Below are 15,707 nucleotides of genomic sequence, written 5' to 3'. Positions count from 1 at the left end.
CCCGATCGGGATGCACAATCCGAATACGCTGCTAGGGTGGGGGCGGCCGGGCCCAGACCCGGCCCGCGGCCGCGCGCCGTGCCAGAACAGCCAGACGAGGAAGCGCCGATGAGCAAGCCAGAGATCCGCGTCGCGACGTTCGCGGGCCCCGGGGCGGAACCCGTCATCCAATCGGTGCCCTGGCCGAAGGTTCCGCGCAAGGCGGCGCTGATCAAGGTCGGCGCCTGCGGCGTCTGCGGCACCGATCAGCATATCCTCAAGGGCCACTGGCCGAAGCCCCTGCCGTGGCCGTTCACCCTCGGTCACGAGATCGGCGGCGTCATCGTCGAGAAGGGTGACGAGTTCACCGCCGACTTCATGGAGAAGCCGCTCCGGGTCGGATCGAAGGTGATGATCCCGCCGCTGATGCCCTGCGGGCACTGCTATTACTGCGTCCACTATCCGGAGCAGGCCAACAAGTGCCTCACCCCGGTCTATTACGGGCGCTATCTCGGCTTCGACAAGGCGCCGCACCTGTGGGGGGGCTGGGCCGAATACGTCTATGTCGACCTGGAGATGCTGCCCGGCACCAAGGTCTACAAATTGCCCGACGACATGTCCTTACGCCTCGGCGCCCTGTCCGAGCCGCTGACCTCCTGCATCCGCGCCTTCAACCGGGCGACGCGGGCCGGCGGGTTCAAGTGGGGCGACACGGTCGTCATCCAGGGCTCCGGCCCCATCGGCATCCTGGCGGTGGCGGCGGCGCAGGAGATGGGGGCCGGCCGGGTGATCTGCGTCGGCGCGCCGGAGGAGCCGCGCCTCGCGCTCGCGCGCAAGTTCGGCGCCGAGGCGACGGTCGACATCACCAAGGTCACGACGCCGGAGGCCCGCATCGCCGCGGTGCGCGAGATCGTCGGCGGCTTCGGCGCCGACCTGGTGATGGATTGCTCCGGCCACCCGACCGCCGGGCCGGAGGGCATCGAGTTCCTGCGCGACGGCGGCACCTACGTGGAGATGGGCCAGTTCACGGATGCGGGGAAGATCGAGACCTCGTGGCACCGGATCTGCTCCAAGGACCTGAACGTGCTCGGCTCCTGGGCCTTCACCGGCAACGACCTGCCGCTCGGCGTCGACATGCTCTACCGCGCCCGGGACAAGTATCCGTGGCTCGAGATGCAGACGGTCTATCCGTTCACGCAGGAGGGCGTGTCGCAGGCGGTGAAGGACGCGATGGCGATGAAGACGGTCAAATCCACCATCGTGCCGTTCCCGGAACTCGTCGCGTGACACCATCGATGAGCGCCTGACCGCATGGCGGGACGGGCGCGAAGGCGCTAGGTCGGGGCTTCGATTCACGTCGTCGGAGCCCGCGCCGTTGCGTCCCGTCCGTCTCGCCGCCCTGTTCCTCGCCTGCGCCCCGGCCGCGGCCTTCGCGCAGGCGGGTCCCCAGCCTGCCGGTACGTGGCTCACCCCCGCGGGCGATTCGCAGATCCGCATCAGCCGCTGCGGCGCCGGCTATTGCGGCACGATCGCCAAGGTGCTGGCCGGCGAGACCAGGGACGTCCACAATCCCGACGCCGGCTTGCGCACCCGCAGCCTCGTCGGCGTGGCCCTCACCCGCGACATGCGCCCGGCCGGCGAGGGCTGGGAGGGCTCGCTCTACAATTTTCGCGATGGCCGGACCTATTCGGGCAAGCTCGCCATGAAGGGGCCGAACGTGCTGGAACTGTCGGGCTGCGTGCTCGGCGGGCTGATCTGCAAGAAGCAGATGTGGACGCGGGTGGATTAGGGCGGAGGGCGTGATGGGGCTTCTGGTCGACGGCGTCTGGCACGACCGATGGTACGACACGAAGGAGACCGGCGGGCGCTTCGTGCGCAAGGATGCGGCCTTCCGGAACTGGGTCACGCCGGACGGCGCGGCCGGCCCGAGCGGGGAGGGCGGCTTCACGGCTGAGCCGGGGCGCTACCATCTCTACGTCTCCCTCGCCTGCCCGTGGGCGCACCGCACCCTGATCGTGCGGGCCCTCAAGGGACTGGAAGACGCGATCTCGGTCGCGGCGGTCGATCCGCATATGGGCGCCGAGGGCTGGGTGTTCGGCGACAGCCCGGGCGCCGGGCCGGACACGGTCAACGGCGCGACCCGGCTCTACGAGGTCTACCTCAAGGCCGACCCGCATTACACCGGCCGGGTCACCGTACCGGTCCTGTGGGACAAGCAGCGCGGCACGATCGTCTCGAACGAATCGGCCGAGATCATCCGGATGCTCGACGGCGCGTTCGGTGGCCGCGGCCCTGACCTCTACCCGGAGGATCTGCGGCCCGAGATCGACGCGCTCAACGCCCGGGTCTACGACCGGGTCAATAACGGCGTCTACAAGGCCGGCTTCGCGACCGCGCAGGCGGCCTACGAGGAGGCGGTGACGGCACTCTTCGACGAACTCGACGCCCTCGACGCCCGCCTCGACCGGGGCCGCTACCTGATGGGCGATCGCCTGACCGAGGCCGACATCCGGCTGTTCACCACGCTGGTGCGGTTCGATCCGGTCTATGTCGGGCACTTCAAGTGCAACCTGCGCCGGATCGCCGATTACCCGAACCTCGCGCCCTACTTGCGCGACCTCTACCAGATTCCCGGGATCGCCCCGACGGTGAACCTCACTCATATCAAGCGGCACTATTACGAGAGCCACCCGACCATCAACCCGACCGGCATCGTGCCGCTCGGGCCGGTGCTGGATTACGACGCGCCGCATGGGCGGGCGGAAAGGTTCGGAAGTTGAGCTGACGGCGTCACCCCTTCAGGGCCACGCGAGCCTTCCCCCCACAGGGTCGTCCCGGGGCTCGCCGAAGGCGAGAACCCGGGACGACGAAGGAATCCGGGCCTCGCGAGAGGCAATTACGCCGTCGCCGTCGATACATCCGGCAGCGACGGCAGCCTCTGCCGCAGCCGCAGCAGCGCGATGGTCTCGATCTCGGCGAGCGCCCGGGCCCGCTCCTCCTCGGGCGGATGGTCGAGGCGCTCGGCGAGCTGGGACAGGATCTCGTCCGGGCTCTTGCCCCGCACCGCCATCACGAACGGGAAGCCGTGGCGGGCGCGGTAGCGCTCGTTGAGGTCGAGGAAGCGGGCACGGCCCTCCTGGTCGAGGGCGTCGAGCCCAGCCGAAGCCTGCTCGGCGCGGGATTCGGGCGCGAGGTCGGCCGACGCCACCCGGCCGGCGAGGTCGGGATGGGCGCGGATGAGGGCCAGCTGCCGCTCCGGCTCGGCCGCCCGCATCACCTCGACCATGGCGGCATGGAGCCCGTCGGCATTGTCCTGCATCCCGGAGAGCCCTGCCGCGTGGGCGCCGTCGGCCACCCACGGCGAATGCTCGAACACGTCGCCGAACGTCTCCACGAACAGGGCACGACCCATCCGGCTCGGGGTCAGGCCGGCGGGCGCCTGCGTCCTCGCCCAGTGCCGGGCGATGTCGATGCGCCGCGTCACCCACACGTCCTCATGCGCCGCCACGTGGTCGAGGAAGCGGGCCAGCGCCGCGACGCGCCCGGGGCGGCCGACGAGGCGGCAATGCAGGCCGACCGACAGCATCCGGGGCGTCTCGGCCCCTTCGGCGTAGAGCACGTCGAAGGAATCGCGCAGATAGGCGAAGAACTGGTCGCCGGAATTGAAGCCCTGCGGCGTCGCGAACCGCATGTCGTTCGCATCCAGCGTGTAGGGCACGACGAGCTGTGGCGCCCGGGGTCCCTCGACCCAGTAGGGCAGGTCGTCGGCGTAGGAATCCGCCGAGTAGAGGAAGCCGCCCTCCTCCATCACCAGCCGCAGGGTATTTTCCGATGTGCGCCCCGTGTACCAGCCGAGCGGGCGCTCGCCCGTCACCTCGGTGTGGATCCGGACCGCCTCGCTCATATGGGCCTTCTCCTCCTCGTAGGAGAAGTCGCGGTAGTCGATCCATTTGAGGCCGTGGCAGGCGATCTCCCAGCCCGCCTCACGCATCGCGGCCACGGCGTCCGGGTTGCGCTGGAGGGCCGTCGCCACGCCGTAGACCGTCACCGGCAGCTTGCGCCCGGTGAACAGCTTGTGCAGCCGCCAGAAGCCGACCCGCGAGCCGTACTCGTAGATCGATTCCATGCTCATGTGGCGCTGGCCCGGCCAGGCCTGCGCGCCGACGATCTCCGACAGGAAGGCCTCCGAGGCCCGGTCGCCGTGCAGGAGGCAGTTCTCGCCGCCCTCCTCGTAGTTGATGACGAACTGCACCGCGATGCGGGCGCCGCCCGGCCACTGCGCGTGGGGCGGGGTGCGGCCGTAGCCGACGAGGTCGCGGGGGTAGGGGGTGTCGGTCATGGGCGCGGTCCGGTGAGGGCCATCACCTCCGCCTCGGACGAGTTCGCGCGGGATTCCCTACTCCCGTGTGGGAGAGGGGAAGCGGGCCTTCTCGTCCGCGGCGAGGCTGGGGGCCGCGTGGAAATCGTTCCGCAACCTTAGCCGTGCGGCAGCCCGGGCGCAAAACTGCCCTCCGATCTCCCGTCTGCGGCCTCACCCCGCCAAGGCCGCCAGCGCCGGGTCGACCCGGGCGAAATGGTCCGCCCAGGTCGGCGCCCGGTAGCCCGCGAGGCGCTCCCTCATCGCGGCGCGCAAGGGCGAGCCCGGCGCCGCCAGCGCCTCCGCCACCCGCATCCAGCCCAATCCGTCGAGCGGATGCAGGAACTCCGCGAAGCCGCCGGCGATCTCGCGGTGGACCGGGATGTCGGAGGCGACGACCGGCAGGCCGGTGGCGGCGGCCTCCAGCACCGGCAGGCCGTAGCCCTCGGCGAAGGAGGGCATCAGGAGCGCGGTGGCGTGGCCCATCAGCCGCACCAGCCCGGCGGTCGAGAGGCCCGCGGCCTCGACGACGTGCCGCCGCACCGCCGGGCAGCGTTCCAGGAGGTCGACCACGTTCTCGCTCTCCCAGCCCCGGCGGCCGACGACGACGAGGCGCGGGGTCACGTCTCCGTGCCGCTGCGCGAGCTCGCGCCAGGCGGTCAAGAGGCTGATGAGGTTCTTGCGCGGCTCGATCGTGCCGCAGACCAGGAAGAACGGCCGGGCTGGTAGCGCCAGAGGCGTGCCCGATGACGCAGCATGGAAGGCCGCCTCGATCCCGAGAGGCCCGACCGTGACCGGCGGCACGCGGCGCCCGAGGCCGGCGAGGTGGGTGGCGAAGCGACGCCCGACATCGGCCGAGTTCACCACGATGCCTTGCGCGTGGCGGGCCACCGTCTCCATCCGCACCCAGTGCCGCGCGTCCTCGCCGGCGCGGCCGTATTCGGGATACTCGATCGGGATCAGGTCGTGGATGAAGAAGACCGGCCGGATGTCGGGCCGGTCGTACAGCCAGTCGAACCGCGCCGGCTTGTCGAGGCGCAGGTGCGAGGTGTGGAGGTAGAGCGCGTTCATCGGCACGCGCTCCGGGCCCGGCGCCCGCACCGCGTCGATCCAGGCCCGGACCTGTCGCTTGCGCCGCTCGCGCGCCTCGTCCCGCTTCGCGGAGAGCGTGCCCGCCTCGGGCAGCGGCAGGCCGAGCCGGCCCGCGAGGTCGCGGTAGACGGGGTCGTCGCCGGCCGTGACCTCCTCGGTCCAGGCCGCCAAGGCCACCGCGACGAGACCCGCCATCTGGGCCCGGTCGAGCACCTTCGGGCCGAACGGCGTCGAGACGATGCCGAAGCGCGGGCCGGGCTGGGCCAGGAGGTGCCGGGCATAGGCCAGATCGACGCGGTCGATCCCGGTCGGGCTCGCGTGACGCAGGCGGGTGACGAGGCGGGTGAGGTCGAGGGCGACGGGATGCGGGCGCATGAAGCCTTGAACGATGGAGCCTGGGACGGTCAGGTCCCACCAATGGGGACGCAGTCACCGGCGTTCCTACACAGTGACGGGCTGCAAGCCGAATCCAGCTTGTGCGGCAGCGCACAAGACGGGACCCAGCCCGTGGGTGGTCGCACTTGGTCGCTCTTGCAACGCTGAGCGATGATGATTTATCGCATTCGTCACCGCTCCGTCGCGTCGCGGTGACAAGTGTCGGGCGCGCCGTTTACTGTTGCGGGTCGGCGCTGGGTCGACGTTCGGGTGAGACAATGGCGATCGTCGATTGGGATCGGGATGCGGTGAAGAGCGGCCTGGCGGACGGATCCGTCCTGCTGATCGACGTGCGCGAGCCCAACGAGTTCGAAGCGGGCCACATCCCGGGCTCGGTGTCCTTCCCGCTCTCGAGCTTCGACGTCGAGCGGCTGCAGGCTTTGATCGCCGCGGATGGCCGTCGGCCGGTCCTGTCCTGCGCCGCCGGCGTGCGCTCCGCGCGGGCGCTGCAATACCTCCAGAGCCAGGGCCTCCCCCTGGCCGAGCATTATGCCGGCGGGTTCAAGGACTGGGCCAATGCCGGCGAGACCGTGGAATAGCTGAAAGACCATCCCGCCCGCGGGCGGTTCGCCATCCTTGAGGCCCCGGGGGGCCGCTCCGCTCGGCGGCGCGGTTCCCGGTCGGGCCCAGGCCCTCGACGCGGATGCGCCCTCAGGTCCTCGCTCCGCGCTCCCGACGGGCCGCATGCACGAGATGAACGGGAGAACGAGTATGCGCAGGCTGAGGCTGGCGGCGGTGATCCCGGCGCTCCTGCTGATGGCCGGTGTCCCGGCGCGGGCCCAGGCGCCCGGCGGGCCGCCCCCGGCGGTCACGGTCGCCAAGCCCGTGGTCAAGGAAGTGGTGGAGCACGACGACTTCACCGGCCGCTTCAACGCGATCGAGTATGTCGAGGTGCGGGCCCGGGTCACCGGCTACCTCCAAAAGATCCACTTCCAGGACGGCGCCGTGGTGAAGAAGGGCGACCTGCTCTTCACCATCGACCGGCGGCCCTACAAGGCCGCCCTCGACCAGGCCACGGCGGCCCTGGCCTCGGCCCAGGCCCGGCTGAACTTCACCCAGACCGATCTCGAGCGCGCCCAGACGCTGAGCCGGTCCGGCAACATTTCCGAGCAGGTCACCGACCAGCGCCGGCAGAACTCCCTGACGGCCCAGGCCGATGTCGACAGCGCCACCGCGGCCCTGCGCCAGGCCCAGCTCAACTACGACTTCACCGAGGTGCGCTCGCCGATCGACGGGCGAATCTCGCAGCGCAACGTCACCGAGGGCAACATCGTCATCACCGACCAGACGATGCTGACCACGATCGTCTCCCTCGACCCGATCTACTTCTCGTTCACGGTCGATGAGCGCTCGTTCCTGGCCTATCAGGGAACGCTGCGCATCGGCATGGGGGCGACCCAGAACGAGCACACGGTGCCGATCCTGGTGGCGCTGACCGGCGAGGACAAGCCGACCCGCAAGGGCGTGCTCAACTTCGTCGACAACCGGGTCGACGAGGCGACCGGCACGGTGCTGTTGCGCGCCACGGTCGAGAACCCGGACCGGTTCATCAAGCCCGGCCTGTTCGGCATCGTCAGCATGCCGGCCTCGAAGCCCTATCGCGGCGTGCTGATCCCCGACGACGCGATCGGCGCCAACCAGGACAAGCGCCTCGTCTACGTCGTCGGCCCGGACAACGTGGTCCAGCCGCGCAACATCCGCCCCGGCCCGAAGATCGACGGCTACCGGGTGGTGCGCGACGGCCTCAAGGGCGACGAGACCATCGTGATCACCGGCCTCACCCGGGTGCGCCCGGGCGCCAAGGTCACGCCCGAGGTCAAGGAACTGCCGCCGGTCCGCCAGTAACAGCCCGCGACGCGCCGCCTTCGGGCGGCGCTCCCATCAGGACGCCACAGGCCCTCACTGCGGGGGCCACAGCCCCCGCCGCGGGGCGCCGCCCGGCAGACGGGCGCGAGAGGCCCACCGATGCGTTTTGCCCATTTCTTCGTCGACCGGCCGATCTTCGCCTCGGTGACCTCGATCGTCATCCTGATCATCGGCTACGTCTCGTACATCTCGCTGCCGGTCTCGCAGTACCCCGAGATCGTGCCGCCGACCGTGGTGGTGCGCGCCTCCTACCCGGGCGCCAATGCCGAGACGGTGGCGGCCACCATCGCGACGCCGATCGAGCAGGAGATCAACGGCGTCGACAACATGCTGTACATGTCGTCGCTGTCGACCAACGACGGCAACATGCAGCTGACCGTCACCTTCGCGCTCGGCACCAACCTCGACATCGCCAACGTGCTGGTCCAGAACCGGCTCTCGGTCGCCCAGCCGCGCCTGCCCGGCGACGTGCGCAACCTCGGCGTCACGGTCCGCAAGTCCTCGCCCGACCTGATGATGGTCGTGCACGTGCTGTCGCCCGACGGCACCTTCGACCAGAATTACCTGGCCAACTACATCTACCTGCGCCTGCGCGATCCGCTGTTGCGCCTCAACGGCGTCGGCGACATCACGGTGTTCGGCGGCTCGGAATACGCGCTGCGGCTGTGGATCGACCCGAACAAGCTCGCCTCCTACCAGCTCTCGACCACCGACGTGATCAACGCGCTGCAGGAGCAGAACGTCCAGGTCGCGTCCGGCGCGCTCGGCGCGCCGCCGGCCCCCGCCGACCAGGCGTTCCAGCTCACCGTGCAGACGCAGGGCCGGTTCCAGGACCCGAGCGAGTTCCGCAAGGTGATCGTCAAGGCCTCGGAGGGGCGCCTGGTCCGGATCTCCGACATTGCCCGGGTCGAGCTCGGCCAGAAGGACTACACGACGAAGTCGTTCCTCAACGGCCAGCCGGCCATCGGCATCGGCGTGTTCCAGCGTCCCGGCACCAACGCCCTCCAGGCGGCCGAGCAGGTCCAGGCGCTGATGAAGACCCTGGCCAAGGACTTCCCGCCCGGCCTCGAATACAAGATCGCCTATAACCCGACCGAGTTCATCGCCGAGTCGGTGCACGAGGTCTACAAGACGCTGGGCGAGGCGATCGTCCTCGTCGTGGTGGTGATCCTGGTCTTCCTGCAGAGCTGGCGCACCGCGATCATCCCGATCATCGCGATCCCGGTGTCGCTCGTCGGCACCTTCGCGGTGATGGCGCTGCTCGGCTTCTCGCTCAACAACCTGACGCTGTTCGGCCTCGTGCTCGCCATCGGCATCGTGGTCGACGACGCGATCGTGGTGGTGGAGAACGTCGAGCGCAACATGGCCGAGGGGCTCTCGCCCGGCGAGGCGGCCCACAAGACCATGGACGAGGTCGGCGGCGCCGTCGTCGCGATCGCCCTCGTGCTGTCGGCGGTGTTCATCCCGACCGCCTTCATCCCGGGCATCTCCGGCCAGTTCTACCGGCAGTTCGCGCTCACCATCGCGGCTTCGACCATCATCTCGATGTTCAACTCGCTGACGCTGTCGCCGGCGCTCTGCAAGCTGCTGCTGAAGCCCCATTCCGAGCACCACCGGCCGCGCTTCTTCGTGGCCCGCTTCGGCACCTGGGCGGCCAACACCTTCAACCGCGCCTTCGACGCGACGGCGAACGCCTACGCGGCGACGATCCGCTTCCTCACCGGGCGGCTGGTGCCGCTGCTCGCCATGCTGCTGCTCTATGCTGGCGTGATCTACGGCGTGCTGCACCTCGTCCGCACCACGCCGACCGGCTTCATCCCGCTCCAGGACCAGGGCTACCTCCTCGTCGTGGTGCAGCTGCCGCCGGGCTCCGCGCTCGAGCGCACCACGGCGGTGGTACAAGAGGTGTCGCGCCGCTCCCTCGACATCGACGGCGTCGGCAACACCGTCGTCATCGCGGGCTTCGACGGCGCGACCTTCACCAACACCACCAACGGCGCGGTGATGTTCCTGCCGCTCAAGCCCTTCGCCGAGCGCCTGGCGAAGGGCCGCACGGCGGGCAAGATCCTGCAGGACGTGCTCGCCAAGACCGCGCCGATGCAGGAGGCCCGGATCATCGCGATCCCGCCGCCGCCGGTGCGGGGCCTCGGCAATGCCGGCGGCTTCAAGATGATGGTGCAGAGCCGCGAGGGCTCGGACATCGCCCGCCTGCTCCAGGTCTCCGGCGACCTCATCGGCGCGGCCAACCGCGACCCGGCGCTGACCCGCGTCTTCACCACCTTCGGCAACGATACGCCGCAGATCTATCTCGACATCGACCGCACGGTGGCGCGGATGCTGAACGTGCCGCTCGCCAACGTGTTCTCGACCCTCCAGGTCAATCTCGGCGGCGCCTACGTCAACGACTTCAACACCTTCGGGCGCATCTACCAGGTCCGGGCCCAGGCCGACGCCAAGTACCGCATGGAGAAGGAGGACATCGAGCGGCTCAAGGTGCGCTCCTCGACCGGCGCGCTGGTGCCGATGGGGACGCTGGCCAGCATCCGCGACATCTCCGGTCCGCAGATCGTCCAGCGCTACAACCTGTACTACTCGATCCCGGTGCAGGGCGATTCGCGGCCGGGCGTGTCCTCGGGCCAGTCCCTCGACGCGATGGAGAAGCTCGCCCGCCAGACGCTGCCCGACGGCATGAGCTTCGAGTGGACCGAGATCGCGTTCCAGGAGAAGGCGGTCGGCAACACGGCGATCTACGTCTTCGCGCTCGGCGTGCTGCTGGTCTTCCTCGTCCTCGCCGCGCAGTACGAATCCTGGGCGCTGCCGCTCTCGATCCTGCTCGTGGTGCCGACCGGCGTGCTCGCGGCGCTGGCCGGCGTGCAGTTCCGGGCCCAGGACAACAACATCCTGACCCAGATCGGCCTCATCGTGCTCATCGGCCTGGCGGCCAAGAACGCGATCCTGATCGTCGAGTTCGCCCACCAGATCGAGGAGAGCGAGCGCCGCGGGCCGGTCGCGGCCGCCGTCGAGGCCTGCCGCCTGCGCCTGCGGCCGATCCTGATGACCGCCTTCGCGTTCATCCTCGGCGTGGTGCCGCTCGCCTTCGCCACCGGCCCGGGCGCCGAGATGCGCCAGGCCCTCGGCACGGCGGTGCTGTTCGGGATGCTCGGGGCGACGATCTTCGGCCTGTTCCTGACCCCGGTCTTCTACGTGGTGATCCGCAATATCCTGATCCGGATCAACCGCTGGCGCGGGGTCGACGACCATCACGGCGAGCCGGAGCCGGCGCGGTAGCCTGCGCGTCCAATCCCCCGGCCCGACGCAGCGCCCCGGACGGGACCGTCCGGGGGCGCTGTGCCTTCGCCGCAACGATCCGCCCGGCTCGCAGCAAGTCTTCATCGAGCGCCGGCGCCGCGTTCTCGGCGCCGGCCCCGCGCTCCGCGCCGGCGCCTGCCGGGGGTGTTCCGACGGTGACGTCTCCACACCGTCGCCGGTCTGGGACGCGCGCCCTATCTCAGAGTTTACCCTCCAGGCTGCCCCGATAGGTCTCCCGTGCCCGGTTACCTGCCCTTCGCGGGCGCCCTCAAGCTTCCGAGCTTCATCTGCGACAATTGCGGCTTCTGGCAACGGCACTTCGCGGCCCCGCCGAGCTGTCCCCTTTGCCTCGATGCCCGCCACGTCGTGCCGCAGGACGGCTGGCGCTTCCGCACCGTCGAGGAGGCGCAAGCCTCGTTCCCCTGCCACTGGGAGGAGGTCGAGACGGGGGTGTGGAAGTTCTGGAACGAGCCGGTCACCGGCATCGGGCCGAGCGCCTACCTGATCGTCACGCCCGACGGCAATATGGGCTTCGAGGGCTGCCCGGTCTTCAGCGAGGCCGCGCTCGACCACATCGAGTCCTTGGGGGGCATGAAAGTCATCTCGGCCTCGCATCCGCACAGTTACGGCGCGCTGCCCCAGCTCCAGGACCGCTTCGATCCGGAACTGTGCCTGCCGGCGGCCGACTTCACCTGGACCGCGGCGCTTCAGGTCTCCTGGCCCTACGACGATGTCCTGGAACCCCTGCCGGGACTCACCCTCCACCGCACCGCCGGCCATTTCGACGGCCACGCCGTGCTGCACGACCGCGCCCGCGGCATCGTGTTCTGCGGCGACGCGCTGAAGTTCGAGCTGACTCCGGAGAACCCGCGCGAGGCGCTGACGATCTCGGCCCACAAGGCCTTCGTCCGCGGCGTGCCGCTGACCCATGCGGAACTCGCCCGCTACCGCGCGGTCTTCGCCGCCCTCGCGTTCCACCAGACCTGGACGCCGTTTGAGCAGGCGGCGAATGTCGGGCGGGAAGAGGTGCTAGCGCTCATCGACACGATGCTGGCCGGACGGCCGCACGCCTATCCGGTGCCGGTCGCCGGGCTGCAATCCGCCCCCTGACGAGGCATTACAACCCGAACTGCGCGCCCGTATCCCCCGGGGTGACGAGGCTCCGGGCGCGGCTGCGCGACGGCAGGAAGGGCAGGGCGGCGCAGGACGCCCCGACGCTGTCGCAGAGCCGCTCCACCGCCCGCACGATGTCCGGCGGGCCGGCGACGTGGACGGTGTCGCTGCCGCGCAAGGTCGGCAGGTGGGCGGTGACCGGGCCGTGGCGTACATCCGGCCGGCCGCGGCGGTCGCGGCTCGCCGCCAGCGTGATCTGCTGTACGCCGGTGCTGCGCAGCCAGTCGAGGCCGGGGCGCATGTAGAGGTCGTCGGCGTCGGCCGCGCCCGCCACCACCACCATCTCGCGGCCGGTCTCCAGGTGACGCGCCGCCCGGGCGATGGCCCAGATCGGCGCGAAGCCGGTCTCGGCCGCGACTAGCACGAGGCGCCCGGGGCCGGGGCGGTAGGGCGTGCCGCCCGCCGGTCCCTTGATCCGCACGGCGTGGCCGGGATGCACCGCCTCGCCGAAGGCGGGCCCGAGGGCGCCGCGGTCGCGTCGCAGGTGGAAGACGAGCTCGTTGAGCTCGGTGTTGCCGTCGATGCGCTGGGTCGGGCAGTAGGGCCGGGCAGGCAGCCCCGCGAAGGCGACCTCCACGGCCTGGCCGGGGGCCACGTCGAGGGCGCGCGAGACCGTGACCACGACCTCCATCACCGCCCCCGAGAGCGGGGTGGCGGAGAGGAGCGTGCCGGCGCGCTTGGCCGTGCGCAGGACCGCGAGGGGCGAGGGGGCGGGCCCCGGCCGGGTGGCGGCGCCGTCGCCGAGGCGGGGCCGAGCGCGGCTGGTGTTGCGCAGGCGCGGCAGCGCCTCCAGCGCGGAATCCTGGATCACGCCGTCGCGGCCGGCGGCGACCGTCCGGGGCAAGGCGGCGTCGAGGGGCGTGTCGCCGGTCGCCACACGGACGGGCTGGCCGTTGACGACGAGCGAGCAGCGGGGGCTCATGGCCGTCTCCGTGCGACTGATCGGGCAGTGTGATGGGACGAGGAGAGCGCCACGCGTCAGCGCGGCGCGAACAGCAGGCGCTCGACCAGGGAAGCCCAGCGGTCGCGGTCGGCGCGCAGGTCCTCCTGCGTATCCTCGCCTTGCGCTTGCTGGATCGTGAGCGCCGCGACCTGGGCGCGCAGCTCCGCCGCGGCCTCCCGCTCGGAGCGCAGCACGGCCTTCATCACCTTGTTCTCGGCCTCGAGGTGGGCGACGAGATCGTCGATCTCCTCCATCTCCTCCTCGTCGGGCGGGGGCAGCCGGTAGGGCCGGGGCCCGAGCCAGCCGGGCGGGAGGAGCAGGCGCCGCACCAGATCGAAATCCGGGCCGGTCCGCCCGTCGAGGTTCGGGCCGCTCCGCTCCTTGAGATCCGGGCCGCTCCGCTCCTGGCCCGAGATGTCAATCGCCGCCTCGCCCATCGGTGCCTCTCCGCGCCTCGTGCCGGCCGTCCGGACCGCACCCTCGGGTGCGCCGCATCCGGTCACGGCCAGGCTGACGATGCTGTCGGCATGGTTAAGGAGCGTTTAAACGCTACGCTCGCATTCGCGCGATTGACCGGGGGAAGCCGGCGACACACTCTCGGTCCGCGACCCGGAGCGGACGCTGATTCGCCCGCCCCGGAACCCACGGAGATCACGATGCTGGATGGACGACGGGTGCTGATCGTCGAGGACGAGGCGCTGGTCGCCCTGGAACTGACCGAGATCGTCACCGGTTCGAACGCCCACGCCGTCGGCCCGGCCCGCACCAACCGCGAGGCCCTGGCGCTGATCGACCTGGAGGAGATCGACGTCGCGATCCTCGACCTCAACCTCGCCGACGGCGAGGCGACGCCCACGGCCGAATGCCTAATCGGCAAGGGCGTGCCGGTCCTGATCTGCACCGGCGGCGTGCTGCCGCGCGCGATGCGGCTGATGTGGCCGGACCTGCCGATCCTGAGGAAGCCCCTCAATCCCGATCGCCTGGTCGAGGCGCTGGGCGCGCTCTGCCCCGAGCCGGTGGGCGAGAGCCGGGTCTAGCGGGCGCACCCGCGCGGGCGGCGGATCACCGGCCGCCGCCCTCGTCCCGGCAGCCGAAGCCCTACTCCCCCCACCGCAGAGCCGCCGCCGCCGCCAGCGTGCCGACCACGCCCGCCGCGAGGCTGAGCGCGGCGAGGATCGCCAGCGGCGTCGTGAACGGCACCGTGCCACTGACGGCCGCTTCCGCCGCCGAGACGCCGAAGATCAGGGTCGGCACCATCAGGGGCAGCACCACCACGGCAAGGATCAGGCCGCCGCGGCGGATCGAGGCGGTCAGCGCCGCCCCGACGGCCCCGATGAAGGTCAAGGCCGGGGTGCCGACGAGGAGCGTCAGGCTGGTCGCCGCCATCCCGGTGGGGCTCAGGGCCACGAGGAGCCCGAATAAGGGGGTGGCCAGCGCCAGCGGCAGGCCGGTGGTGAGCCAGTGCGCCGTGACCTTGGCGAGAACCAGGAGCTCCAGCGGGGCGGGGGCGCCGGTGAGGAGATCGAGGGAGCCGTCTTCCTCGTCGGCCTGAAACAGGCGGTCGAGGCCGATCAGCGTCGCCAGCACGGCGGCGATCCACAGGATGCCGGGGCCGATCCGGGCGAGCAGGTTGAGGTCGGGCCCGAGGCCGAACGGCACCAGGGCGACGATCATCAGGAAGAACACCAGGGACAGCGCCCCGGAGCCGCCGATGCGGCCGGCGAGGCGCAGGTCGCGGGCGACCACGGCCAGAAAGGCGCGGCCCATCAGAACGCCTCCGCGAAGGGGTCGGCCGCGGCGTCGGACCGGGCGGCGCGGAACGCCTCGACCGAGAGTTCGCGGGCGCTCTCGAGGCCGAGCGCCTGGTGGGTGGCCGCGATGACGAGGCCGCCTTCCGCCAGATGCCCCCGCATCAGCCCGGCGAGGGCCCCCTGCGAGGCCACGTCGAGGGCGGCGGTCGGCTCGTCGAGGAGCCAGAGCGGCCGGCGGCAGACGAGGAGCCGGGCGAGCGCCACCCGCCGGCGCTGGCCGGCCGACAGGTAGGCGACCGGCAGCGCCGCCGCATGGGCGAGGCCGAGGCGGGCGAGCGCGGCGCGCGGGTCGAGATCGGCCTCGCCGAGCAGGTCGCGGGCGAAGACCAGGTTCTCTTGCGCCGTGAGCGCCCCTTTGAGCCCGTCGCGATGGCCGACGACGTGAAGGCATTCGGGGATGGTGCGCTCGCCCACGCCCTCGGCGACGAGCCGCCCGGCCTCGGGCCGCAGTCGCCCGGCGAGGATGGCGAGCAGCGACGATTTGCCGGCGCCGTTGCGACCGGTCACGGTCAGCGCCTCGCCGGCCTCGAGGGTGAAGGAGAGCCCGGCGAAGACGCGGCGGCCGGAGCGCCGGCAGGCGAGGTTCTCGGCGATCAGGCGCAAGGGCGGGTGTCCAAGGATGGGGATCTCCGGATGGAATCTCCGGGGGCGGGCAACGGCCGCGTTTACGCTATGCGCGCGCCGCCGAGAATGCGCGATTGCGCGGCCACCAGACCCGTAGCGGCCAGTTTCGAAGTGTTCT

At 70.9% G+C, this 15,707-nt stretch carries 14 protein-coding genes; 8 read left to right on the top strand and 6 right to left on the bottom strand.

Translation table 11 applies throughout. From position 1 onward, the window contains the following. The first annotated feature begins 108 nt into the window (after window positions 1-108). From DA075_RS31665 to DA075_RS31655, 3 genes are all read left to right on the top strand, one after another. On the top strand, window positions 109-1,266 hold the full coding sequence (locus DA075_RS31665; protein ID WP_099957112.1) for a zinc-binding dehydrogenase: 1,158 nt from the start codon (window positions 109-111) through the stop codon (window positions 1,264-1,266). A gap of 88 nt (window positions 1,267-1,354) precedes the next feature. Further along, window positions 1,355-1,768 carry a DUF2147 domain-containing protein gene (locus tag DA075_RS31660; RefSeq protein ID WP_232389068.1) on the top strand — a complete coding sequence of 138 codons (414 nt, stop codon included), beginning with the start codon at window positions 1,355-1,357 and terminating at the stop codon, window positions 1,766-1,768. Window positions 1,769-1,781: 13 nt separating this feature from the next. Next, complete coding sequence (locus DA075_RS31655; protein WP_099957111.1) at window positions 1,782-2,759, top strand: glutathione S-transferase family protein; 978 nt, start codon at window positions 1,782-1,784, stop codon at window positions 2,757-2,759. A gap of 116 nt (window positions 2,760-2,875) precedes the next feature. Here the strand turns inward: DA075_RS31655 and puuE are convergent, their stop codons facing one another. Both puuE and DA075_RS31645 read right to left on the bottom strand, forming a co-directional pair. Then, window positions 2,876-4,318, bottom strand: coding sequence for an allantoinase PuuE (gene puuE / locus DA075_RS31650; protein ID WP_099957110.1), 1,443 nt, complete (start codon window positions 4,316-4,318; stop codon window positions 2,876-2,878). Window positions 4,319-4,510: 192 nt separating this feature from the next. Then, the gene (locus tag DA075_RS31645) at window positions 4,511-5,803 is read right to left on the bottom strand and encodes a glycosyltransferase family 4 protein (RefSeq protein ID WP_099957109.1); all 1,293 of its coding nucleotides are present in this window, start codon (window positions 5,801-5,803) and stop codon (window positions 4,511-4,513) included. 278 nt (window positions 5,804-6,081) lie between these two features. On the opposite strand from DA075_RS31645, the gene DA075_RS31640 reads away from it, so the two are divergent. The 4 genes from DA075_RS31640 (at window position 6,082) to DA075_RS31625 (ending at window position 12,148) form a co-directional block, all read left to right on the top strand. Next, a complete protein-coding gene (locus DA075_RS31640; RefSeq protein WP_099957108.1) occupies window positions 6,082-6,402 on the top strand; it encodes a rhodanese-like domain-containing protein in 321 nt (106 codons plus the stop codon). Between the two features lie 172 nt (window positions 6,403-6,574). Further along, window positions 6,575-7,708 (top strand): efflux RND transporter periplasmic adaptor subunit, encoded by a 1,134-nt coding sequence (locus DA075_RS31635; RefSeq protein WP_099957107.1) that lies wholly within the window; start codon window positions 6,575-6,577, stop codon window positions 7,706-7,708. Between the two features lie 120 nt (window positions 7,709-7,828). Beyond that, a complete protein-coding gene (locus DA075_RS31630) occupies window positions 7,829-11,017 on the top strand; it encodes an efflux RND transporter permease subunit (RefSeq protein WP_099957106.1) in 3,189 nt (1,062 codons plus the stop codon). 258 nt (window positions 11,018-11,275) lie between these two features. Then, window positions 11,276-12,148, top strand: a complete 873-nt coding sequence (locus DA075_RS31625; RefSeq protein WP_099957105.1) for an MBL fold metallo-hydrolase — start codon at window positions 11,276-11,278, stop codon at window positions 12,146-12,148. Window positions 12,149-12,155: 7 nt separating this feature from the next. Here the strand turns inward: DA075_RS31625 and DA075_RS31620 are convergent, their stop codons facing one another. Then, complete coding sequence (locus tag DA075_RS31620) at window positions 12,156-13,133, bottom strand: ferredoxin reductase domain-containing protein (RefSeq protein ID WP_099957104.1); 978 nt, start codon at window positions 13,131-13,133, stop codon at window positions 12,156-12,158. A 56-nt stretch (window positions 13,134-13,189) separates the two neighbouring features. Further along, the gene (locus tag DA075_RS31615; RefSeq protein WP_099957103.1) at window positions 13,190-13,591 is read right to left on the bottom strand and encodes a hypothetical protein; all 402 of its coding nucleotides are present in this window, start codon (window positions 13,589-13,591) and stop codon (window positions 13,190-13,192) included. Window positions 13,592-13,810: 219 nt separating this feature from the next. Between DA075_RS31615 and DA075_RS31610 the strand changes: the two genes are divergently transcribed. Further along, on the top strand, window positions 13,811-14,191 hold the full coding sequence (locus DA075_RS31610; protein ID WP_099957102.1) for a response regulator: 381 nt from the start codon (window positions 13,811-13,813) through the stop codon (window positions 14,189-14,191). A 61-nt stretch (window positions 14,192-14,252) separates the two neighbouring features. Here DA075_RS31610 and ccmB read toward each other — a convergent pair whose 3' ends face one another. Together ccmB and ccmA are read right to left on the bottom strand one after the other, a co-directional pair. Then, on the bottom strand, window positions 14,253-14,921 hold the full coding sequence (gene ccmB, locus DA075_RS31605) for a heme exporter protein CcmB (RefSeq protein WP_099957101.1): 669 nt from the start codon (window positions 14,919-14,921) through the stop codon (window positions 14,253-14,255). Continuing rightward, a complete protein-coding gene (gene ccmA, locus DA075_RS31600; protein ID WP_099957100.1) occupies window positions 14,921-15,568 on the bottom strand; it encodes a heme ABC exporter ATP-binding protein CcmA in 648 nt (215 codons plus the stop codon). Before ccmA ends, ccmB begins: the two co-directional genes overlap by 1 nt. Between the last annotated feature and the right edge of the window lie 139 nt (window positions 15,569-15,707).

Origin of the sequence: Methylobacterium currus (assembly GCF_003058325.1) — a bacterium.
GTDB classification, from domain to species: domain Bacteria; phylum Pseudomonadota; class Alphaproteobacteria; order Rhizobiales; family Beijerinckiaceae; genus Methylobacterium; species Methylobacterium currus.
This window is presented reverse-complemented; position numbering and strand designations above follow the sequence as displayed.